Genomic DNA, 22,910 nt, shown 5'->3' with positions numbered 1-22,910 from the left:
GAAATCCCCATGTTGCATATCTTCTGTCCTCACTGCGGCGAGCTGCGCTCCGAAGAGGAATTCCATGCATCCGGCCAGGCGCACATCCCGCGTCCACTGGATCCGACCAGTTGCACCGACGAGGAGTGGGGCGACTACATGTTCTTCCGCGATAACCCTCGCGGTCTGCACCACGAACTGTGGATTCACGCCGCCGGTTGCCGTCAGTACTTCAATGCGACCCGCGACACCGTGACCTACGAGATTCTCGAAACCTACAAGATCGGCACCAAGCCACAATTTACCGACAAGACCGATAGCTCGAAAGCGGCTACGACGGCTCTGGGAGAGAAGGTATGAGCCAGATCAATCGCCTGTCCAACGGCGGACGGATCGACCGCAACAAAGTGCTGAGCTTCACCTTCAACGGCCAGGTCTACAAAGGCTTTGAGGGCGATTCGCTGGCTGCAGCCTTGCTGGCCAACGGCGTCGACATCATCGGTCGCAGCTTCAAGTATTCCCGGCCACGCGGCATCTTCGCCGCCGGTGCCGAAGAGCCGAACGCGGTGCTGCAGATCGGCGCCACCGAAGCCACGCAGATCCCGAACGTACGCGCCACGCAACAAGCGCTGTACCAAGGCCTGGTCGCCACCAGCACCAACGGCTGGCCGAGCGTGAACAACGACATGATGGGGATTCTCGGCAAGGTCGGCGGCAAGCTGATGCCGCCGGGCTTCTACTACAAAACCTTCATGTACCCGCAATCGTTCTGGATGACCTACGAGAAGTACATTCGTAAGGCTGCCGGTTTGGGCCGCTCGCCGACCGAGAACGATCCGGACACCTACGACTACATGAACCAGCACTGCGACGTGCTGATCGTCGGCGCCGGCCCTGCTGGCCTGGCCGCTGCATTGGCGGCTGCGCGCAGCGGTGCTCGGGTGATCCTGGCCGATGAGCAGGAAGAGTTCGGCGGCAGCCTGCTCGATTCCCGCGAAAGCCTCGACGGCAAACCGGCCACCGAATGGGTTGCCAGCGTCATCGCTGAACTGAAAGACACCCCGGATGTGCTGCTGTTGCCGCGCGCCACGGTCAACGGTTACCACGACCACAACTTCCTGACCATTCACGAACGCCTGACCGATCACCTCGGCGACCGCGCTCCGATTGGCCAGGTGCGTCAGCGCATCCACCGGGTTCGCGCTAAACGTGTCGTGCTGGCGACCGGCGCGTGCGAGCGTCCGCTGGTCTACGGCAACAACGACGTGCCGGGCAACATGCTCGCTGGCGCTGTGTCGACTTACGTTCGTCGTTACGGCGTGGCACCGGGCAAGAAGCTTGTGCTGGGTGTCAACAACGACCACGCCTACCGTGTTGCCCTGGATTGGCTCGATGCCAGTCTGCAAGTGGTGGCTATCGCCGACGCCCGCAGCAACCCGCGTGGTGCTTTGGTTGAAGAAGCACGCGCCAAAGGCATTCGCATCCTCACCGGCAGCGCGGTGATCGAAGCCCGTGGCAGCAAGCACGTTACCGCTGCTCGCGTTGCCGCGATTGATGTCAAAGCCCACGCCGTGACCAGCCCTGGCGAATGGCTTGATTGCGACCTGGTTGCGACCTCCGGTGGTTACAGCCCGGTGGTTCACCTGGCTTCGCACTTGGGCGGCAAGCCGACCTGGCGTGAAGACATCCTCGGTTTCGTACCGGGCGAAGCACCGCAAAAACGCGTATGCGTCGGTGGCATCAACGGCGTTTACGGCCTCGGCGACTCCCTGGCCGATGGTTTTGAAGGTGGCGCTCGCGCCGCCAGCGAAGCCGGTTTCAGTGTGGTCGAAGGTGTACTGCCCAAAGCCCTGAGCCGTCATGAAGAGCCGACTCTGGCACTGTTCCAGGTGCCGCACGAGAAAAATACCGCACGGGCACCGAAGCAATTCGTCGACCTGCAAAACGACGTCACCGCCGCCGCCATCGAACTGGCTACCCGCGAAGGTTTCGAGTCGGTCGAGCACGTCAAACGCTACACCGCGCTGGGCTTCGGCACCGATCAGGGCAAGCTCGGCAACGTCAACGGTCTGGCGATTGCCGCCCGTTCGCTGAACGTGACCATCCCGCAGATGGGCACCACCATGTTTCGTCCGAACTACACACCGGTCACCTTCGGCGCTGTGGCCGGCCGTCACTGTGGGCACATCTTTGAACCGGTTCGTTTCACCGCGCTGCATCACTGGCACGTGAAAAACGGTGCTGAATTCGAAGACGTCGGTCAGTGGAAACGTCCGTGGTACTTCCCGAAAAACGGCGAAGACCTGCACGCCGCGATCAAGCGCGAATGCAAAGCCGTGCGCGACAGCGTCGGCCTGCTGGACGCTTCGACCCTCGGCAAGATCGACATTCAAGGCCCGGATGCCCGTGAGTTCCTGAACCGCATCTACACCAACGCCTGGACCAAGCTCGATGTGGGCAAGGCCCGCTACGGCCTGATGTGTAAAGAAGACGGCATGGTGTTTGACGACGGCGTAACCGCATGCCTCGCTGACAACCACTTCGTGATGACCACCACCACCGGCGGCGCTGCACGCGTGCTGCAATGGCTGGAAATCTACCAACAGACCGAATGGCCAGACCTGAAGGTGTACTTCACTTCCGTGACGGATCACTGGGCAACCATGACCCTGTCCGGGCCGAACAGCCGCAAGCTGCTCAGCGAAGTCACCGATATTGATCTGAGCAACGAAGCCTTCCCGTTCATGACCTGGAAAGAAGGCCTGGTCGGCGGTGTCCCGGCGCGGGTGTTCCGGATTTCGTTTACCGGTGAGCTGTCGTACGAAGTCAACGTGCAAGCCGACTACGCCATGGGCGTACTCGAGAAAATCGTCGCGGCCGGCAAGCAGTACAACCTGACCCCGTACGGCACTGAAACCATGCACGTTCTGCGGGCCGAGAAGGGCTTCATCATCGTCGGCCAGGACACTGACGGCTCGATGACCCCGGACGACCTGAACATGGGCTGGTGTGTCGGTCGCACCAAACCGTTCTCGTGGATCGGCCAGCGTGGCATGAACCGTGAAGACTGCGTGCGTGATCAACGTAAACAATTGGTGGGCCTGAAGCCGATCGATCCAACCAAATGGCTGCCGGAAGGGGCGCAGTTGGTGTTCAACACCAAGCAAACCATCCCGATGACCATGGTTGGCCACGTGACCTCCAGCTACGCGCACAACTCCCTCGGCTATTCGTTTGCCATGGGTGTGGTGAAGGGCGGCTTGAAGCGTATCGGTGAGCGGGTGTTCGCACCGCTGGCCGACGGTAGCGTGATCGAGGCGGAAATCGTTTCTTCGGTGTTCTTTGATCCGAAGGGTGATCGCCAGAACATCTAATGGCCTCGAGCCCTGTGGGCGGGCGGTTGCACCGAGTCGTCTGAGCGATTCGCGAGCAAGCCCGCTCCCACAGGGGAACGCGGTCAAATGTGGGAGCGGGCTTGCTCGCGAAGGCGTCAGTCCAGCCACCACAGGGGCCGGAACCAACAGAATTGATAAAGGTGCTTTATGACCACAGCCAATGTTTACCAACAACGCCCAACCGCCGGGGCCAAGGCCGAGTCGTCGCTGCATCATGCCGACCTCGCCAGCCTGGTGGGCAAGGGCCGTAAGAGCGCCGGCGTGATCGTGCGTGAGAAAAAACTCCTCGGCCACCTGACCATTCGTGGCGATGGCCACGATGCGGCATTCAGTGCTGGCGTGCACAAGGCGTTGGGCATCGAATTACCCGGCGCCCTGACCGTCATCGTCAAAGGCGAAACCAGCCTGCAATGGATGGGGCCGGATGAATGGCTGCTGATCGTGCCGAGCGGTGAAGAATTCGCCGCCGAGCAAAAACTCCGAGAAGCGCTGGGCGACCTGCACATCCAGATCGTCAACGTCAGCGGCGGCCAGCAGATCCTCGAACTGAGCGGCCCGAACGTGCGCCAGCTGCTGATGAAATCCACCAGCTACGACGTGCACCCGAATAGTTTTCCGGTGGGCAAGGCTGTAGGGACCGTGTTCGCCAAGTCGCAACTGGTGATCCGTCATACCGCTGAAGACACCTGGGAACTGCTGATTCGTCGCAGCTTCTCGGATTACTGGTGGTTGTGGTTGCAGGATGCTGCTGCTGAGTACGGGTTAAGCGTTCAGGCCTGAAGAATGCTGAACTCCCTGTAGCAGCTGCCGAAGGCTGCGTTCGGCGACGAAGTCGTCGCCAATCAGGCACCCCGGATTCTATTCGGTATCCGGGGGTTCAGGTTTTACGACGACTTCGTCGCCGAACGCAGCCTTCGGCAGCTGCTACACAAGAGGAGTCACCGCACTATGAGCCGCGCCCCAGACACATGGATTCTGACCGCCGACTGCCCAAGCGTCCTCGGCACCGTGGATGCGGTGACCCGCTTTCTGTTCGAGCAGGGCTGCTACGTCACCGAGCACCATTCCTTCGATGACCGGCTCTCGGGTCGTTTCTTCATTCGTGTGGAATTCCGTCAGCCCGACGGCTTCGACGAGCTAGCCTTTCGCGCCGGTCTGGCAGAGCGTGGCCAGGCCTTCGGCATGATCTTCGAACTCACCGCACCGAACTACCGGCCAAAAGTGGTGATCATGGTCTCCAAGGCCGATCACTGTCTCAATGACTTGCTCTACCGCCAGCGCATCGGCCAATTGTCGATGGACGTGGCCGCCGTGGTTTCCAACCACCCGGACCTCAAACCGTTGGCCGACTGGCACCAGATTCCGTACTACCACTTCCCCCTCGACCCTAACGACAAGCCGTCGCAAGAGCGCCAGGTGTGGCAGGTGATAGAAGAGTCCGGCGCCGAGCTGGTGATCCTTGCCCGTTACATGCAAGTCCTGTCGCCGGAGCTGTGCCGCAAACTCGACGGCAAGGCGATCAACATTCACCACTCCCTGCTGCCGGGTTTCAAAGGTGCCAAGCCGTATCACCAGGCCTACAACAAGGGCGTGAAACTGGTCGGCGCCACGGCGCACTACATCAACAACGACCTGGACGAAGGCCCGATCATCGCCCAGGGCGTGGAAGCGGTGGACCACAGTCATTACCCGGAAGATTTGATCGCCAAGGGGCGGGATATCGAGGGGCTGACCTTGGCTCGGGCGGTGGGTTATCACATTGAACGACGAGTGTTTTTGAACGCCAATCGCACGGTCGTTCTTTAGGACGCCTTCGCGAGCAAGCCCGCTCCCACAGGGGATTTGTGTCTGCCCACAAATCTCGGGTACACCGCAAAACCAATGTGGGAGCGGGCTTGCTCGCGAAGAGGCCATAACAAACAACAAAAGACACAAGCACTAACCCGAGCAATCAACGCGCCGTCGATCCATGGCGACGCGACCGCTACATAAAAACAACAGCGAGGTGAAAGCATGTCTGGTAATCGTGGTGTCGTGTATCTCGGCAACGGCAAGGTCGAAATACAGAAAATCGACTATCCAAAAATGCAGGACCCGCGCGGCAGGAAGATTGAACACGCCGTTATCCTGCGCGTGGTATCCACCAACATCTGTGGTTCCGATCAGCACATGGTGCGCGGTCGTACCACGGCTCAAACCGGCCTGGTGCTGGGTCACGAAATCACCGGTGAAGTGATCGAGAAGGGCAGCGACGTCGAAAACCTGCAAATCGGCGACCTGGTGTCCGTACCGTTCAACGTTGCTTGCGGGCGCTGCCGTTCCTGCAAAGAGATGCACACCGGCGTTTGCCTGAGCGTTAACCCGGCCCGTCCTGGCGGTGCGTACGGTTATGTCGACATGGGCGACTGGACCGGCGGCCAGGCTGAGTACGCGATGGTGCCGTACGCCGACTTCAACCTGCTGAAACTCCCGGACCGCGATCGCGCGATGGAAAAAATCCGCGACCTGACCTGCCTCTCCGACATCCTGCCGACCGGTTACCACGGCGCAGTGACGGCCGGCGTTGGCCGGGCAGCACGGTGTACATCGCCGGTGCCGGTCCGGTCGGTCTGGCGGCTGCCGCTTCGGCTCGCCTGCTGGGCGCGGCGGTGGTGATCATCGGTGACGTCAACACCGTTCGCCTGGCGCATGCCAAGGCGCAGGGTTTCGAAATCGCTGACCTGTCCCTCGACACCCCGTTGCACGAACAAATCGCTGCGCTGCTGGGCGAGCCAGAAGTGGATTGCGCCGTCGACGCCGTCGGCTTCGAAGCCCGCGGTCATGGCCATGACGGCGTGAAACACGAGGCTCCGGCTACCGTGCTCAACTCGCTGATGGGCGTGGTCCGTGTGGCGGGCAAAATCGGTATTCCGGGCCTGTACGTGACTGAAGATCCGGGTGCTGTGGATGCTGCCGCGAAAATGGGCAGCCTGAGCATTCGCTTCGGTCTGGGCTGGGCCAAATCCCACAGCTTCCACACCGGCCAGACGCCGGTGATGAAGTACAACCGCCAACTGATGCAGGCGATCATGTGGGACCGTATCCACATCGCTGACATCGTTGGCGTGGAAGTTATCAGCCTCGATGATGCGCCACGGGGTTATGGCGAATTCGATGCCGGCGTGCCGAAGAAGTTTGTGATCGACCCGCACAAGATGTTTAGCGCGGCGTAAGGCTTCACGCAACGCAAAACGGCGACCTTCGGGTCGCCGTTTTTGTAGATCAAAAGATCGCAGCCTTCGGCAGCTCCTACGCCGAACACATTTCCCTGTAGGAGCTGCCGAAGGCTGCGATCTTTTGATCTTGCTGTTTCCTCAACGCGCCGCCAACGCCCCCTGATACAACACCGGCCCCGTCGGTTGCCCGGTCGGCGAACCACCCTTCGGCTCCAGGCTCACCGCCAACGCAATCGGCTTGCCGATCAGCACTTTCTGCGCCTCGCTCAGCTCAACCTTGCCCTTGCCGCCCACCGGAATCACCCCCAGGGAAATGGGCTTGCCGTTCGCCGGTATCGCCCACAGTTCCAGGCTGCGCTCCGGATCAACCGCCGCCAACGTCAACGGCTCAACTTGCAGGTAGTTCTCGTGCGCTTGTACCTTGAGCGCCGGTTGCGCGTCGGCCGTCAGCAGGGTCGCGCTGTAACGCGCCTCATCACGGTTGTAGAGCACACTCAGGAATACGATGACCGCTAGCGAACACATGGCTGCGGTCACCCGCATCCAGTTCCAGAACGAACGCTTCTCTGGCACATGCAGTTCCTGCGGGTCGATCCGCGCGGTGATGCCTTGCCACACACGATCCGGCACCGCTTGTTCGGGCAATGCTTCAGTCAGGCTGACCAGGCTGTCCTGCCAGTGCGCCAGTTCTGCACGCAGAGCGGCGTCCTCCAGCAACAACTGTTCAAAACGCCGGCGAGCCGCAGCAGGCATCAAACCGATGGCGTAATCGGCGGCAAGGGCGCGGCGCAGGGTCGGGGTTTGATAGTTCATGATTCCAGGCACCTGCGCAGGCGCTCCATACCGCGGCGGATCCAGGATTTGACCGAGCCCAGCGGCGCGGCCAGGTGTTCGGCCAGTTCAGCGCAGGACAGCCCCTGAAAGTAGGCGACGGTGATCGATTGGCGCTGCATGCCTTCGAGGCTTTCCAGGCACTGGTTCAGGGCCATGGCTTCGCGGGCGCTGCTTAACAATTCATGGGCCGAAGGGCTTTCATCCTCCAGCGCCTGTTCTTCAAGATCGGTCAGCGGTCGGTCGCGGTGTTTGCGCAATTGATCGATGGCTTGATTGCGGGTGATGTTGATCATCCAGGTCAGCGGTGCCGACAGATGCGATTCATAGCGCGAGGCGTTGTTCCAGATCCGTACGAAGCTTTCCTGCAGCACCTCTTCGGCCAGGTCATGCCGACCCATGAAACGCAGGGCGACACCGTGCAAGCGCGGGCCGACGCTGTGGTAAAGCGTCTCGAACGCGCGGCGGTCACCCAGTGAACACTGGGCCAGAAGCTGCCTGAGCTGATCGGTGTCGGCGATGGAAATAACGGTTCTCCAGGCAATCGAGGTAGCGACGGTGGGCTGCGTGCGGTGCCGGTTGCAGGCAGAGGTTAGTTCACGGCGCGCAGTTGTTCCATTCACGGGCGGATACCTCAGGAAAACGCCGACCCCGATGCGCAGGGCCGGCGAGCACTGCTCAACCTTTGGGCATCAGCACTTTGTCGATGACCTGAATCACCCCGTTGGACTGGTTCACGTCATAGGTGGTGATGTCGGCGACGTCGCCTTTTTCATCCTTGATCACGATGTTGTGCGGGCCATTCATCATCGCCCACAGCTTGCCGCCGGCAACGGTGGTGAGTTCGGCGGTGCCGCCACCGGCCTTGATCTTCTCGGCCAGAGTCATCATGTCGAGCTTACCGGCGACCACGTGATAGGTAAGGATGTGGGTCAGGGTCGCTTTGTTGGCCGGTTTGAGCAGGGTGTCGACAGTGCCGGCGGGCAGGGCGGTAAACGCCGAGTTGACCGGGGCGAACACGGTGAACGGGCCTTTGCCTTTGAGGGTGTCGACCAGGCCGGCGGCTTTGACTGCGGCCACCAGGGTGGTGTGGTCGGCGGAGTTCACGGCGTTATCAATGATGTCTTTGCCGGGCATCATGGGCTGGCCGCCAACCATCACGCTGTCATGACTCATGCTCGCTGCTTGCACGCTGTTCAGGGCGAATCCGCTGCCAAGGGCCAGGGTCAGCAGGCTGGCAATCAACGGGGTTTTGATTGAAGTGCGTTTCATTGGGGTGATCCTTGTGGGGGAGAATCGGCCAGGAGTGTCTGTCCGTGCTTGATATACGCAGGGAGGGCTAGACTGGATGCAGCGCAAAAACACCGAACCCTGTAGGAGCTGGCGAAGCCTGCGATCTTTTGATCTTGATTGTTGGCGGAACTGAATGTGCTGAAGATCAAAAGATCGCAGCCTGCGGCAGCTCCTACATAAAACTCGACAGACTCTCAGGTCCGGGAACAATCCCGGGGATGCCAGTCGAACGCACAGTTTTTCGCCGTCCATGGGTGGGCGGTTTTTATGCCTAAAGAGGTTGTCTCGATGAAGATTTCACGCGGTTTTGCACTGGCTTCGCTCATGACCCTGGCCGCCAGCCCGGTCTTCGCCGGGTTCAGCCTGGACGATGTGACCAAAGCGGCTTCGAGCATGCAGGGCGGCGATGCGGCCACTAATGCCGCGCCGACCTCGCAAACAGCGGGCCTGCTCGGTGCGCTGACTTCGCAACTGAACGTCACCCCGCAACAAGCTGTCGGCGGCACCGGGGCAATGCTGGGGCTGGCGAAGAATCAACTGAGCTCCACCGACTACTCGCAACTGGCCAAAAGCGTGCCGGGGCTGGACAAACTGTCTGGCGGCGGTCAAATGGGCGCCCTGAGCGGGATGCTCGGCTCGTCCGGTAAGTCGGCAGGCCTGGAAAATGCCATGGGCAACGTGAAGAGCACCAGCGACCTGAACGGTGCGTTCGGTGCTCTGGGCATGGACAGCGGGATGGTCGGTCAATTTGCCCCGGTGATCCTCCAGTACCTCGGTGGCCAAGGCGTCGGCGGTCCACTGCTGAAAAGCCTGGGCGGGATTTGGGGCGCTGGCAGCTGATTCAACGGCTCTCGGCGCGCAATGCGTCGATGCGTCGGTCCTTTTCGATCCAGAGCTGGTTGACCCAGTTCTGGATCGTTTCGCGAAACACCGGATCGTTCTCGTAATCCTCCTGCCACAACGCCGGGTCCAGTTCGCGGGTCTGGATATCGATGATGACTTTCGGCACGTTGCCGCAGATCAAATCCCAGAACCCCGGAATCCGCTGCTGCGGATACACCATCGTCACATCGAGAATGGCGTCCAGCTGTTCGCCCATCGCTGCCAGCACAAACGCGACACCGCCAGCCTTGGGCTTGAGCAGATGCGTGAACGGTGATGACTGCTGAGCGCTTTTCACTGCGGTAAACCGTGTGCCTTCCAGATAATTCACCACCGTCACCGGCTGACGCTTATACAGCTCGCACGCGGCTTTGGTGATCTCCAGATCCTTGCCGGCCAGTTCAGGATTCTTCGCCAGGAACGCCTTGGTGTAGCGTTTCATGAACGGGTAATCCAGTGCCCACCAGGCCAGGCCCAGGAACGGCACCCAGATCAATTCTCTCTTGAGGAAGAATTTGAAGAACGGCGTGCGCCGGTTCAGCGTCTGGATCAGTGCTGGAATGTCGACCCAGGATTGGTGGTTGCTGATCACCAGATACGACGTATCAACCCGCAGGTCATCGCCGCCGCGAATGTCCCATTGGGTGGGGATGCACAGCCGGAAGACCAGCTTGTCGATTTCGGCCCAGGTCTCGGCGATCCACATCACCGACCATGAGGCGTAATCGCGATAGCGGCCGGGAAGGACCAGTTTGAGCAGGGCAAACACCATCAGCGGCCCGAACAGGACCAGGGTGTTGAGCAACAGCAGCAGGATAACGAAACAGCCGGTGAGCAGGCGGCGCATAAGTAACTCTTGGAAGCATTTGGGCGCGCCATGATAAGCAGCTTCGGGCGGCAGGCCAAATCGGTGGTGACGAATGTTTCACCTTTACGGCGTTATGCTGAAGGTCGGCTGAAAAGATCGCAGCCTTCGGCAGCGCCCTAAGGCGCGTAGGAGCTGCCGAAGGCTGCGATCTTTTGATCTTACGGTTTTGCAGACGCCGAACGAATTCAAAGGCAACGGTCTAAAATTCCGCTGTCCACTCTTCCAGGAAGCCCATTACGTGAAATCCCTCCTTGCACTGCTGACCCTCGTGGCCCTGCCGGTCATGGCCGCCGAGCCGACCCTGTACGGGCGTTACGAATACATCGCGCTACCGGAAATTGGCGGTGAAGTCCTCAAGGCCAAAATGGACACCGGCGCCCTGACCGCATCGCTGTCGGCCAAGGACATCGAAACCTTCAGCCGTGATGGCGAAGATTGGGTGCGCTTCCGTCTCGGCACCAAGGACGCGAGCAACAAGGTCTACGAACACAAGATCGCGCGGATCAGCAAGATCAAGACCCGCTCCGAAGAAGACGAAGACGACAAGGACGTCAGCGCCCCGACCAAGCGTCCGGTGGTTGATCTGGAGTTGTGCCTGGGCAACGTCAAGCGCACGGTCGAGGTTAACCTCACCGACCGCAGCAGCTTCAACTATCCGCTGCTGATCGGCGCCAAGGCCTTGCGCGAATTTGGCGCTGCGGTGAACCCGGCACGGCGCTTTACCGCGGATAAACCTGACTGCTGATTGACGGGATGTGAGGCTTGGGCCACCGTTGCGCAACTTAACTGCCGGGCTCGGACGCCATGCCTCATATCCTGATTGTCGAAGACGAAGCGGCCATTGCCGACACGTTGATTTTTGCGTTGCAGGGCGAAGGCTTTACCACGACCTGGGTGAGCCTCGGCGAGGCCGCGCTTGAGCATCAACGCCAGACCCCGGCCGACCTGATCATTCTCGACATTGGCCTGCCGGACATCAGCGGCTTCGAGACTTGCAAGCAGTTGCGCCGTTTCAGCGAGGTGCCGGTGATCTTCCTCAGCGCTCGCGACGGCGAAATCGACCGGGTGGTAGGGCTGGAGATTGGCGCCGACGACTACGTGGTCAAGCCGTTCAGCCCGCGAGAAGTGGCGGCGCGAGTCCGGGCGATTCTCAAACGCATGGCACCCCGCACCGTGGCCGACGTTTCATCGGTTCTGTTTCGCGTCGACAGTGAACGGGTGCAGATCAGCTATCGCGGCCAGCCCCTGAGCCTGACCCGCCACGAATTCCGTCTGCTGCAATGCCTGCTGGAGCAACCCGAACGGGTCTTCAGCCGTGAGCAATTGCTCGACGCCTTGGGTGTGCCGGCCGATGCCGGGTACGAGCGCAGCATCGACAGCCATATCAAGAGCGTGCGCGCGAAGCTGCGGCTGGTGCGGGCCGACGCCGAACCGATCCAGACCCATCGCGGCCTCGGCTACAGCTACAGCCCGGGGCACAGCTGATGGCGTTGGGAATCCGGATCTTCCTGGTCTATGTGCTGTTTATCGGCCTGACGGGTTATTTCGTGCTCAACACCGTGATGCAGGAAATCCGTCCGGGTGTGCGCCAGTCCACCGAAGAAACCCTGGTGGACACGGCCAACCTGATGGCCGAGATCCTGCGCGATGACTTCAAGGCCGGCACTCTCAACCAGAATCATTGGCCACAACTGCTCAAGGCCTACGGCGAGCGGCAGCCGAAGGCGACCATCTGGGGCTTGCCGAAGAATCAGGTCAGCCACCGCATCTACGTCACCGATGCCAAAGGCATCGTGGTGCTGGACTCCAGCGGCGCGGCAGTGGGCGAGGATTACTCGCGCTGGAACGACGTTTACCTGACCCTGCGCGGCGAATACGGCGCCCGCTCGACCCGCAGCGATCCGAACGATGCGAGCACTTCGGTGATGCACGTGGGTGCGCCGATCCGCGACAACGGTCAGATCATCGGCGTGGTCACCGTGGCCAAGCCCAATAGCTCGCTGCAACCGTATGTCGATCGCACCGAGCGACGCTTGTTCGCTTACGGCGCGGGCTTGATCAGCCTCGGTTTGCTGTTCGGCGCGTTGCTGTCCTGGTGGCTGAGCGCAGCGCTGCGGCGATTGACCGGTTATGCCCAGGCAGTCAGCGAGGGCCGGCGGGTCGAGGTGCCGCATTATCGCGGCGGCGAATTGGAACAACTGGCGACCGCGGTCGAGCAGATGCGCACGCAACTTGAAGGCAAGGCCTACGTCGAGCGCTACGTACATACCCTGACCCATGAATTGAAAAGCCCGTTGGCGGCGATTCGTGGCGCGGCGGAGTTGCTGCAGGGCGAGATGCCGTTGGCCCAGCAGCAGCGCTTCGTCAGCAACATCGACAGCGAAAGTGCGCGGATGCAGCAGTTGATCGAGCGGTTGTTGAACCTGGCCCAAGTCGAGCAGCGTCAAGGCCTGGACGAACGAGTTGAAGTGCCGTTAGCCGCGTTGGTGGATGAATTGCTGGACGCTCAGGCTGCGCGGACTGAAAGCAAACAGTTGCGCGTTGAACAGGCGATTACCTCGGACCTGGTGTGGGTCGGTGAGCCGTTCCTGTTGCGTCAGGCGTTGGGCAATTTGCTGGAAAATGCCCTGGATTTCACGCCGGTTCAGGGTGTTTTGCGATTCAGTGCCGAGCGGGTTGGTGAGCAGGTTGAGTTCAAGCTGTTCAACCAGGCTGAGGCGATTCCCGACTATGCGTTGCCACGCTTGAACGAGCGGTTTTACTCGCTGCCGCGGCCGGACAGTGGGCGTAAAAGCACAGGATTGGGGCTTAATTTCGTTGAAGAGGTGGTTAAGTTGCATGGAGGGCAACTATGGGTTGGCAATGTGGGCGGTGGCGTCGAGGCTCGGGTTCGCTTGCCTTGAGGTCCTGGGTGACTCAAGGCACCACCGAATCAGGTACTGATCTACGAGGCTTGTTTCGATGGGCCCAGGCAAGTACCGGTCGTTCAATGAGCAACCATGAAAGCGTTGCCAGGCTAATGACTATGACGGTTGAAACGGCCATGGACGGGAAGAAGGCCAGTTGTGTTTTATTGATGACCAATTGCTGTACGGGAAAGGCATACAGGTACATGCCATAGGAGATATCGAACCGCCCTCTGATGGTTTTATCAACGTACAGCAAACCCAGACTGAGGGTTGCCACGCTGATCCCCAGAGTTGCCAGAACCCAGGCCATCGAAGTGCCCAGTGATGCGAATACCAGAAGACAGCAAGCCACCAGGGTTATTGCCCTTGTGCGCACGCCACTGAAGTGGTCTTTATAAAAGGCTATCAATGACCCGGCAAAAAACGCGATGCCGGCGGCGCAGTAGACCAGAAGCTTCTGCGCCAGGGCATTCATCGGGTAGTTGCCCAGCACATAAGTCGCTATGCAAAACAGCAATAGCAGCGTCCAAGGCATCATGGCTTTGCGGTACAGGGTCAGCACTAGCGCGAGCAGAATATAAAAAGCGAACTCGATTTTTAATGTCCACAGGCTGCCGTTGAAGGATTCTCGGAATACGAAATCGCTGGTTATCTCATCAACAGTTGCCCGCCCGAATGCTGCAATTCGCAGAAAGTCGATGAGGGCTTCTTTCCCCGAGACATAGTCGCTTGCAAAAAAAGCCCCGGCTACATAAGTCATTACGAATGAGCAAACGATGAGCGCAGGAAAAATCCGGGCGACGCGTTTCACCAGATAGTCCTGAAGGCTGGCGGCATTCAAATAGCTGAGGGTAATCAACAACCCGGAAATGGCAAAAAAACAAAATACCGCCACACCACCCAGCGAGTTGTAACCTTGAATGACGGGCTCGTTCATACCCGCCAACACATAGTGATGACTTACCAGGACCATAAGGGCGGCAAGGTGCCTGATCAGGTCAAACGAGTTGTTTCGCAATGGAACGCTCCTTGCCTGGTCTGCTTTGGTGCAAACCGACGGCCAAAATCCTCAGATGTACTTGACCGGAAAATACTCCGCAGGGGGTAAATACCCGGAGATGGCCTTGAGGGGCCGCAGTGTGCCAAGGTGCAATCGGCTTTTACAGGAGTTTCCACACAATCCCCACATCGCCCCCACAATCCCCCCACACACCCGCCCCAGACTCTCCCTCATTCGAACAGGGAGAGACCCCATGAACCGCAACCTGACCATCAAACTCGGGGCGATTGCCCTTCTGATTCTGTTATTGCTGATCCCGTTGCTGATGATCAATGGCGTGATCCAGGAACGTCAGCAACTGCGTGACGGCGTGCTCGAAGACATCGCTCGCAGCTCCAGCTACAGCCAGCAATTGACCGGGCCGCTGATGGTGGTGCCGTATCGCAAAGTGGTGCGCACCTGGAAGCTCAACGAAAAGACCAACGAGCGTTACCAGGAAGTCGGTGAAGAACGCGGTCGTCTGTACTTCCTCCCGGAACACTTCGAACTGGATGGCCAGGTCCAGACCGAGCTGCGTTCCCGGGGCATTTATGAAGCGCGGCTGTTCCATGCCGACAACCGCATCAGCGGCCATTTCACCATCCCTGAACAACTGGGCATCAAGGAAGACTTCGCCGACTATCAGTTCGACCAGCCGTTTCTGGCGGTCGGTATCAGCGACATCCGCGGCATCGAGAACGCTCTGAAACTGGAACTCGATGGTCAGCGCCTGGACTTCGTTCCGGGCAGCCAGGTCGGCTTCCTGGGGGAGGGCGTGCACGTGACACTGCCGGCGTTGAATTCGAAACAAGCCACGCAACTGGCCTTCGGTTTCGACCTGCGCTTGCAAGGCACCGGCCAGTTGCAAGTACTGCCGGTGGGCAAGACCAGCAAAGTAGCGTTGGCTGCCAACTGGCCGCACCCCAGCTTTATCGGCAACTACCTGCCGGCCCAGCGTGAAGTCACCGATCAGGGGTTTACCGCCCATTGGCAGACCTCGTTTTTCTCCACCAACCTGCAGGAAGCCTTGAACAGTTGTGTCTCCGGCGCTGGTTGTGACGCGTTCAACGGCCGCAGCTTTGGCGTGAGCTTCATCGACCCGGTTGACCAATACCTCAAAAGTGATCGGGCGATCAAATATGCGTTGTTGTTCATCGTCCTGACTTTTGCCGGTTTCTTCCTGTTCGAAGTGCTGAAAAGCCTGGCGGTGCACCCGGTGCAATATGCGCTGGTGGGCGTGGCACTGGCGTTTTTCTACCTGTTGTTGCTGTCGCTGTCCGAGCACATTGGTTTTGCCTTGGCGTATGTATTGTCGGCGAGCGGGTGTGTGTTGTTGATCGGGTTCTATGTCTGCCACGTGCTGCGCAGCGTGCGCCACGGTCTGGGTTTTTCGGCGGGATTGGCGGCGTTGTACGCTTTGCTTTATGGCGTGTTGAGTGCCGAGGATTACGCGCTGCTGATGGGCTCTCTGTTGCTGTTCGGGCTGCTCGGTGTGTTCATGGTGTTGACCCGGAAACTGGACTGGTACGGGATTGGGCAGAAGTCGGCCAAGCCGTTGGCGTTTGATATTGGAGCGGTGGAATGAGCCGGTCGTTAGGGTTGCGTGAGGAGCAGCGGGAAGGGGAGGTGTTGGCGACGCTGATTTTCGGGTTGTTTCCCGAAAGATCAAAAGATCGCAGCCTTCGGCAGCTCCTACGCCGAACGTATATCCCTGTAGGAGCTGCCGCAGGCTGCGATCTTTTGAGGCCGAAATGGCCGACCCTGAAACTTGAGATCAAACCTTCGGCATCGTCGCCAACATCGAGGGCCGCTGACTCACCTCAAAAAACCACTCGGCCAACTGCGGATTCGCCTCGCGCCATTCCAGATCGGGATGGCGCAAATCCAGGTAACCCAAGGCGCAGGCGACACTGATCGCCGCCACATCGAAATGGCTGCTCAGCTCGGCAATCGCATCCGCTTCCAGTAACGCCAAGGCACGGCGAATCTTCTCGCGCTGGGCATCGAGCCACTGCTCCCATTGTTTCTCCGGGGCGCGCAACGCTTGCTCGTAACGAATCATCACCGCAGCGTCCATGATCCCGTCGGCCAGGGAGGCCAGGGTCAAGCGGCGCCAGCGGGCCGGGCCCTCGCGAGGGATCAGTGGATTGCCGACATGCTGGTGATCGAGGTAATCGAGAATCACCCGGCTGTCATGGATAACGTTGCCATCGGCCAGGCGCAGGGCCGGGATTTTGCCCAGCGGGTTGTCTTCGCAGAGCGCCAGGTCCGGACTGACCGGCGTGAGCTGGCTGAGTTGCAGGGCAACGCGATCGGTCTGACCGGTCTCGTGCAGCAGCACCATGACTTTGCGAACGAAGGGCGATGCGGGGTTGTGGAACAGGGTCATGCTCGGGGCGGACATGGCAGAGTCTCGATCAATGGCAGTGCCGGGCAGCATAGCGCGTTGACTCGATAGCTCAAGATCAGGAATGCGGCTCGAAACCTGTAGGAGCAAAGCTTGCTCGCGAAGGCGGTATGTCAGGCAACATCGATGTCGACTGACACACCGCCTTCGCGAGCAAGCTTTGCTCCTACAGGGGAATGCATTTCCAATGTAGGAGCGAGGCTTGCCCGCGAAGACGTCCGTGAATACACCGCAACTTTAAAACGAAGGCGCCCGCTGCCGCCGTTTCCACTGACTCAACCGCTGCTGCAGATTCAACGGGCTATGAATCTGCTGCTGCCGCGCGCGGCTGAACAATATCAACGCCAATTCCGCCGTGGCCAACGCATCGGCACTGGCGTTATGACGTTCAAACACTTTGAGCTTGAACCACTCAATCCACTCATCCAGCCCGGCCTCGCGGATGTTTGCCTGTGGACAGACCAAAGGTGCAATGTCCGCCACATCCAAAAACGGATGCTGCAGCTTGTAGCCCAGATGATCTTTCAGCGCGCGCCCGAGCATGTGCTGATCGAACGGCGCGTGAAACGCCAGTACCGGGCTGTCGCCCACAAACTCCATGAACTCGATCAGCGCCTGGGCAGGGTCGCTGCCGGCGGCGATCGCGCTGGGGCCCAGACCATGGATCAACACACTCGGCGCCAACTTCATACCGGCACATTGCAGCGTGCGTTCGAATTGCTGGCTGAAATCGATCGCTGCGTCTTCGATCACCACTGCACCGATGGACAGCACCCGATCCTTGTTCAGGTTCAGCCCGGTGGTTTCCAGATCCAGCACCACCCAGCGCTGCTCGCGCAGGCTGCATTCACTCAACTCGGCGCCGACCGGCAAGCGTTCCAGGCGTTGTTGCAGATCCTCGGGCAGCAGCGGGGCGGCGGGGCGTAGCCATGAAAACAGACTCATAGCTGATACCGCAGGCTCAGGCTGCTTTGCAGGCGTTGGGCCTGGCGCAGGGATTCACGCAGGATGCGTCGGTCCAGATGATTGAGGCTGTCGGGATCGACGCGGTTGGAGTAGGGCAAGTTCTCCGGGTCTGTAACTGATGTTGTTGCATGCGAGTCTGCTGGATGAAGTGATACGCCTCTTCATACGCCGCGCCGTCCAGACGTTCGATGACTTCTTTGGCCACCAGTTGGCGGAAGCGCTCCAGGGTGTTGTTGGTTTCGATGCCATTGGCCAGGGCCAGCAGACGGGCGCCATCCACAAAAGGCGTGAGCCCTTGGACTTTCAGGTCCAGCGTGGCTTTCTCACCATTCTTGCGCGCCAGTACGAACTCACGGAATCGTCCTACGGGCGGACGGTTGCGCAAAGCGTTGTCGGCCATCATCCGCTGGAACAACCGGTTATCCGCCACCTGATCGAGAATCCCTCGACGCAGTTGTTCGCAGCCTTGTTCATCACCCCAAACCACCCGCAAGTCGAAATAAATGCTCGAACCCAGCAGGTTCTCCGGCGTCGCCTCACGGATAAACGCCGCGAACCGCCGGGCCCACTCGGCCCGGGACAAACACAGCTCGGGGTTGCCGGCCATGATGTTGCCCTTGCACAGAGTGAAACCGCAGAGCGCCAGGCTCTGGTTGATCTGCTGGGCGATGGGTAGCAACTTGCCGCGAATCTCGGCGGCATGCGCCGCGTCCGGGCTTCGAACAGAATGCCGTTGTCCTGATCGGTGTGCAGCGTCTGCTCGCGCCGGCCTTCGCTGCCAAAGCACAGCCAACTGAACGCTATACCGGGTCGCCTTTCTCGGCGAGGGTCAGTTCGATTACCCGGCACACGGTGTGGTCGTTGAGCAGGGTAATGATGTGAGTGATTTGGGTCGAAGAGGCACCGTGGGCCAGCATGCGCTCCACCAATTGGCCGATCTCGCCGCGCAACGCCACGAGATTTTCCACCCGCTGGGCGCTGCGGATGGTCCGCGCGAGGTGTACCAGATCGACCCGTTGCAGGGAAAACAGATCGCGCTCGGACACCACGCCGCACAGGCGCTGGTCCTTGACCAGGCAGACGTGGGCGATGTGCCGTTCGGTCATGGCAATTGCCGCATCGAAAGCACTGTGGTCCGGCGTCAGGAAAAACGGCGCCTGGGTCATGTGCCGCTCGATGTCTTCACTGAAGTCGCTGGTCCCGTCGGCGACAACCTGGCGCAAGTCGCGCAGGGTAAAAATCCCCAGGGGTGCTTTCTGCTCGTTGACGATCACGATGCTGCCGACCTGCTGCTCATGCATCAGGGTCACGGCTTCACGCAGCGGCGTGGCCGGGCTGCACGTCACCGGGTGACGCATGGCCAGCTCGCCCAGCCGCGTGTTCAGCGAGTACTGGGTACCAAGGGTTTCCACGGCTTTTTGCTGGACTTGCTGGTTGACCTGATCCAGCAGGCTGCTGACCCCGCGCAGGGCAAAGTCGCGAAACGTATTGGAGAGGGCGAACAGCTTGATGAAGGCCAGTTTGTTCAGTTGCAGGCAGAAGGTATCTTCAGCCGCCAAATGTTCGGTACGAGTCGCCCGCTCCCCCAGCAACGCGGCGAGGGGGAAGCATTCCCCCGTGGTGATTTCGAAGGTGGTTTCGGTGCCACCCTTGGCCGTGTGCGGGCGTTCGCCAACCACTCGGCCCTGTTTGACGATATAAAAATGCTCAACCGGGCCGTCGGCGGGCTTGATGATGCTCTCGCCGGGACCGTAGAAACGCAGCTGACATTGCTCCACCAGATAGGCCAGGTGGGCATGCTCCATCTGATTGAAGGGCGGGAAGCGCTGGAGGAATTGCAAAGTGCCCTGAATGTTCTGCAATACCGCGGTTTTCCCTGCCTGGGTGAAGGCATCCGCTTTACTCATAACTATTACCGCAGTCTTTTTTGAATTGTTGTTGTCGGATCGTTCAGCCATGGTCGGCCCCTGCGCACAGGGTGCCCATTGGACGTAAGTCTAGGTAGTCGGTGGATACGTCGATATTTCAGAGACGTCCTACATATTCTGTGCGAAAAACGTCTCAATTTGCCTCTAGGAAAAATATCCGACGAAGTGCACATTGAAGCTCTGCTTAGCGATGTCTGACCACTGTGCTAGGGGATTGAATTGAAAACGTAGAGTAAGCCATGTCCGACCACGATATTTTGAGTGACGCCGAGCGCGAGGCGCTCAGTGCGATCATGCTGGAACCCGATCTTCCGCCGCAGCGGGTGTTGATCGTTGACGACGACAAAGACGCTCGAGAACTGCTGTCGGAGATCCTTGCGCTGGATGGCGTACGTTGCATGACCGCCGCCAGTGGTGAGACTGCGCTCAAACTGTTGGACACAACGCCTTCGATTGGCCTGGTGATTACCGATCTGCGGATGGGGCATGTCGATGGCCTGGACTTGATCCGCGAAGTGCGCGAGTCGGTCCGTGCGGCCATGCCGATCATCATCGTTTCCGGCGATGCCGACGTGAAAGACGCCATCGCTGCGATGCATTTGAGCGTCGTGGATTTTCTGCTGAAGCCGATTGATACCGACAAGTTGCTGGCGTTGGTCAAACATGAGTTGGGGATGGATTTGTGAAACGCTAAAAGATCGCAGCCTTCGGCAGCTCCTACATGGGATTGCGCTGACCTGTACGAGTTGCCGAAGGCTGCGATCTTTTGACTTTGCCTCAAACAAAAAAGCCCTGATCGAAAGATCAGGGCTTTTTCATGTCTGGCGTCAGCGTTCAGTTACAAGCCATTGGCAGCCTTGAACTCGCGACGACGACGGTGCAGAACCGGCTCGGTATAACCGTTCGGTTGTTTTGTACCTTCGATCACCAGTTCGACCGCCGCCTGGAAGGCGATGTTGTTGTCGAAGTCAGGTGCCAGCGGACGGTAAAGCGCGTCGTTGGCATTCTGACGGTCAACCACCGGCGCCATGCGCTTGAGGCTTTCCATCACTTGAGCTTCAGTGACGATGCCATGACGCAGCCAGTTGGCGATGTGCTGGCTGGAAATACGCAGCGTCGCACGGTCTTCCATCAGGCCGATGTCGTTGATGTCCGGCACTTTCGAGCAACCCACGCCCTGATCGATCCAGCGCACCACGTAGCCAAGAATGCCCTGGGCGTTGTTGTCCAGTTCGTTCTTGATCTGTTCTGGCGTCCAGTCCGGATTGACGGCCAGCGGGATGGTCAGGATGTCGTCCACCGAAGCGCGCGCACGTTTGGCCAGTTCGGCCTGACGGGCGAACACGTCAACCTTGTGGTAGTGCAGCGCGTGCAGCGCAGCAGCAGTCGGCGATGGCACCCACGCGGTGTTGGCGCCGGCCAGCGGGTGAGCGATTTTCTGTTCGAGCATCGCGGCCATCAGGTCCGGCATGGCCCACATGCCTTTACCGATCTGGGCACGACCTTGCAGGCCGGTGCTCAAGCCGATATCGACGTTCCAGTTCTCGTAGGCGCCGATCCACTTCTCGGCCTTCATGTCGGCCTTGCGCACCATCGGCCCGGCTTCCATGGAGGTGTGGATTTCGTCGCCGGTGCGGTCGAGGAACCCGGTGTTGATGAACACCACGCGCTCGCTGGCCGCTTTGATACAGGCCTTTAGGTTGACCGTGGTGCGGCGCTCCTCGTCCATGATCCCGACTTTCAGCGTGTTGCGCGGCAGGTCGAGCACGTCTTCGATGCGCCCGAACAGCTCGTTGGTGAACGCCGCTTCTTCCGGGCCGTGCATCTTCGGCTTCACGATGTAGACCGAGCCGGTACGGCTGTTCTTGCGCGAGTTGTGGCCGTTGAGGCTGTGGATCGCCGCGAGGCACGTCACCAGACCGTCGAGGATGCCTTCCGGCACTTCGTTGCCTTGACTATCGAGGATCGCGTCGATAGTCATCAGGTGACCGACGTTACGCACGAACAACAGCGAACGACCGTGCAGGTTCAGTTCCTGGCCATCGACGCCGGTGTAGGTGCGGTCGGCGTTCATCGTGCGGGTAAAGGTCTTGCCGCCCTTGGAGACCTCTTCTGACAGATCGCCTTTCATCAGGCCGAGCCAGTTGCGGTAGATCACCACTTTGTCGTCGGCATCGACGGCGGCGACGGAGTCTTCGCAGTCCATGATGGTGGTCAGCGCGGCTTCCATCAGGATGTCTTTGACGCCGGCAGCGTCGGTCTGGCCGACCGGGGTGCTGGCATCGACCTGGATTTCGAAATGCAGGCCGTTGTTTTTCAGCAGGATCGCCGTCGGTGCCGCAGCATCGCCGTGGAAACCGATCAATTGCGCGTCGTTGCGCAGCCCGGTGTTGCTGCCACCTTTGAGGGCGACCACCAGTTTGCCGTCAACGATCGTGTAGCGGGTGGAGTCGACGTGAGTACCAGCGGCCAATGGCGCGGCTTCGTCGAGGAAGGCACGGGCGAAGGCAATCACCTTGTCGCCGCGAATCTTGTTGTAGCCTTTGCCTTTTTCCGCGCCGTCAGCCTCGCTGATGGCGTCAGTGCCGTAGAGCGCGTCATACAGCGAACCCCAGCGGGCGTTCGAGGCATTGAGCGCGAAACGCGCGTTCATCACCGGCACCACGAGTTGCGGGCCGGCCATGCGGGCGATTTCGTCATCGACGTTTTGCGTCGTTGCCTGGAAATCAGCCGCTTCTGGCAGCAGATAACCGATGTCTTGCAAGAAGGCTTTATAGGCCAGGGCGTCATGCACCTGGGCTTTCCCAGGAGCTCTACGGGATTGGTGCCAGCCGTCGATACGAGCCTGGAAATCATCGCGTTTGGCGAGTAGGGCTTTGTTCTTCGGCGCCAGGTCATGAATGACCTTGTCGGCACCGGCCCAGAACTTATCGGCGGTGAGGCCGGTACCGGGAATGGCTTCGTTGTTCACGAAGTCGAACAGGACTTTGGCGACCTGCAGGCCACCGACTTGAACGTGTTCAGTCATTGCTTGCCTCACTCTGCTCAGCTATTTCGCTTTTCAGCTCTTCAATTTTGACAATGAAGCCTCTGGTCATTTAAACCACAAACCCGTCCGCCAGTACATGCCCTTGCGGACGGCTGGGTTCGGTCCAATCAACGGCTTGGAGGCCTTGCTGACGGGGCTTTCAGGGTTGC

The 22,910-nt window shown here is 59.7% G+C and carries 18 protein-coding genes and 2 pseudogenes; 11 read left to right on the top strand and 9 right to left on the bottom strand.

What is annotated here, in order from left to right:
- The first annotated feature begins 9 nt into the window (after positions 1-9).
- The 5 genes and pseudogenes from JFV26_RS03845 (at position 10) to fdhA (ending at position 6,586) form a co-directional block, all read left to right on the top strand.
- Positions 10-339 (top strand): sarcosine oxidase subunit delta, encoded by a 330-nt coding sequence (locus JFV26_RS03845; RefSeq protein WP_054044205.1) that lies wholly within the window; start codon positions 10-12, stop codon positions 337-339.
- Complete coding sequence (locus JFV26_RS03840) at positions 336-3,353, top strand: sarcosine oxidase subunit alpha (RefSeq protein ID WP_201189867.1); 3,018 nt, start codon at positions 336-338, stop codon at positions 3,351-3,353. Before JFV26_RS03845 ends, JFV26_RS03840 begins: the two co-directional genes overlap by 4 nt.
- A gap of 168 nt (positions 3,354-3,521) precedes the next feature.
- Positions 3,522-4,154: a sarcosine oxidase subunit gamma gene (locus tag JFV26_RS03835; protein WP_201189865.1), complete on the top strand. Its 633-nt coding sequence runs from the start codon at positions 3,522-3,524 to the stop codon at positions 4,152-4,154.
- 168 nt (positions 4,155-4,322) lie between these two features.
- On the top strand, positions 4,323-5,180 hold the full coding sequence (purU, locus tag JFV26_RS03830; RefSeq protein WP_201189863.1) for a formyltetrahydrofolate deformylase: 858 nt from the start codon (positions 4,323-4,325) through the stop codon (positions 5,178-5,180).
- Between the two features lie 207 nt (positions 5,181-5,387).
- A pseudogene (fdhA, locus tag JFV26_RS03825) lies at positions 5,388-6,586 on the top strand (formaldehyde dehydrogenase, glutathione-independent).
- Positions 6,587-6,727: 141 nt separating this feature from the next.
- On the opposite strand, the gene JFV26_RS03820 reads toward fdhA, so the two are convergent.
- Genes JFV26_RS03820 through JFV26_RS03810 form a run of 3 tightly spaced genes read right to left on the bottom strand, consistent with a single transcriptional unit; the run spans position 6,728 to position 8,692 of the window.
- Entirely contained in the window at positions 6,728-7,402 is a 675-nt protein-coding gene (locus JFV26_RS03820) for an anti-sigma factor (protein ID WP_201189861.1), read from the bottom strand.
- Complete coding sequence (locus tag JFV26_RS03815) at positions 7,399-8,043, bottom strand: sigma-70 family RNA polymerase sigma factor (protein ID WP_201189859.1); 645 nt, start codon at positions 8,041-8,043, stop codon at positions 7,399-7,401. The genes JFV26_RS03820 and JFV26_RS03815 overlap by 4 nt, the downstream gene beginning before the upstream one ends.
- A 55-nt stretch (positions 8,044-8,098) precedes the next feature.
- Positions 8,099-8,692 (bottom strand): fasciclin domain-containing protein, encoded by a 594-nt coding sequence (locus JFV26_RS03810; RefSeq protein ID WP_201189857.1) that lies wholly within the window; start codon positions 8,690-8,692, stop codon positions 8,099-8,101.
- A gap of 309 nt (positions 8,693-9,001) precedes the next feature.
- On the opposite strand from JFV26_RS03810, the gene JFV26_RS03805 reads away from it, so the two are divergent.
- Positions 9,002-9,553 (top strand): DUF2780 domain-containing protein, encoded by a 552-nt coding sequence (locus JFV26_RS03805; protein WP_201189855.1) that lies wholly within the window; start codon positions 9,002-9,004, stop codon positions 9,551-9,553.
- Position 9,554: 1 nt separating this feature from the next.
- Here JFV26_RS03805 and JFV26_RS03800 read toward each other — a convergent pair whose 3' ends face one another.
- Entirely contained in the window at positions 9,555-10,442 is an 888-nt protein-coding gene (locus tag JFV26_RS03800) for an acyltransferase (RefSeq protein ID WP_201189853.1), read from the bottom strand.
- 259 nt (positions 10,443-10,701) lie between these two features.
- Between JFV26_RS03800 and rloA2 the strand changes: the two genes are divergently transcribed.
- Genes rloA2 through creC form a run of 3 tightly spaced genes read left to right on the top strand, consistent with a single transcriptional unit; the run spans position 10,702 to position 13,366 of the window.
- Positions 10,702-11,208, top strand: a complete 507-nt coding sequence (gene rloA2, locus JFV26_RS03795; RefSeq protein ID WP_201189851.1) for a retropepsin-like aspartic peptidase RloA2 — start codon at positions 10,702-10,704, stop codon at positions 11,206-11,208.
- A gap of 59 nt (positions 11,209-11,267) precedes the next feature.
- A complete protein-coding gene (gene creB, locus JFV26_RS03790) occupies positions 11,268-11,948 on the top strand; it encodes a two-component system response regulator CreB (RefSeq protein ID WP_201189845.1) in 681 nt (226 codons plus the stop codon).
- Entirely contained in the window at positions 11,948-13,366 is a 1,419-nt protein-coding gene (creC, locus tag JFV26_RS03785) for a two-component system sensor histidine kinase CreC (RefSeq protein WP_201189843.1), read from the top strand. The genes creB and creC overlap by 1 nt, the downstream gene beginning before the upstream one ends.
- Positions 13,367-13,379: 13 nt before the next feature.
- On the opposite strand, the gene JFV26_RS03780 is transcribed toward creC, so the two are convergent.
- Positions 13,380-14,390 (bottom strand): acyltransferase family protein, encoded by a 1,011-nt coding sequence (locus tag JFV26_RS03780; protein ID WP_201189841.1) that lies wholly within the window; start codon positions 14,388-14,390, stop codon positions 13,380-13,382.
- A 235-nt stretch (positions 14,391-14,625) separates the two neighbouring features.
- Between JFV26_RS03780 and creD the strand changes: the two genes are divergently transcribed.
- Positions 14,626-15,996: a cell envelope integrity protein CreD gene (creD, locus tag JFV26_RS03775; protein WP_201189839.1), complete on the top strand. Its 1,371-nt coding sequence runs from the start codon at positions 14,626-14,628 to the stop codon at positions 15,994-15,996.
- Positions 15,997-16,185: 189 nt separating this feature from the next.
- On the opposite strand, the gene JFV26_RS03770 is transcribed toward creD, so the two are convergent.
- From JFV26_RS03770 to JFV26_RS03760, 3 genes and pseudogenes are all read right to left on the bottom strand, one after another.
- On the bottom strand, positions 16,186-16,815 hold the full coding sequence (locus JFV26_RS03770; RefSeq protein WP_201189832.1) for a glutathione S-transferase: 630 nt from the start codon (positions 16,813-16,815) through the stop codon (positions 16,186-16,188).
- Positions 16,816-17,055: 240 nt separating this feature from the next.
- Positions 17,056-17,763, bottom strand: a complete 708-nt coding sequence (locus JFV26_RS03765; protein WP_201189831.1) for a 3'-5' exonuclease — start codon at positions 17,761-17,763, stop codon at positions 17,056-17,058.
- Positions 17,760-19,691, bottom strand: a pseudogene (locus JFV26_RS03760) (putative nucleotidyltransferase substrate binding domain-containing protein). The gene JFV26_RS03765 and the pseudogene JFV26_RS03760 overlap by 4 nt, the downstream one beginning before the upstream one ends.
- Positions 19,692-19,951: 260 nt before the next feature.
- Between JFV26_RS03760 and JFV26_RS03755 the strand changes: the two are divergent.
- Positions 19,952-20,398 carry a response regulator gene (locus JFV26_RS03755; protein WP_201189829.1) on the top strand — a complete coding sequence of 149 codons (447 nt, stop codon included), beginning with the start codon at positions 19,952-19,954 and terminating at the stop codon, positions 20,396-20,398.
- A gap of 152 nt (positions 20,399-20,550) precedes the next feature.
- Here the strand turns inward: JFV26_RS03755 and JFV26_RS03750 are convergent, their stop codons facing one another.
- Positions 20,551-22,740 (bottom strand): malate synthase G, encoded by a 2,190-nt coding sequence (locus JFV26_RS03750; RefSeq protein WP_201189827.1) that lies wholly within the window; start codon positions 22,738-22,740, stop codon positions 20,551-20,553.
- Positions 22,741-22,910: the final 170 nt, after the last annotated feature.

It is taken from the genome of Pseudomonas sp. TH31 (genome assembly GCF_016650815.1).
Classification (GTDB): domain Bacteria; phylum Pseudomonadota; class Gammaproteobacteria; order Pseudomonadales; family Pseudomonadaceae; genus Aquipseudomonas.
Note: the sequence above shows the minus strand (reverse complement) of the source record. Positions and strands in the feature narration are given on the sequence as shown.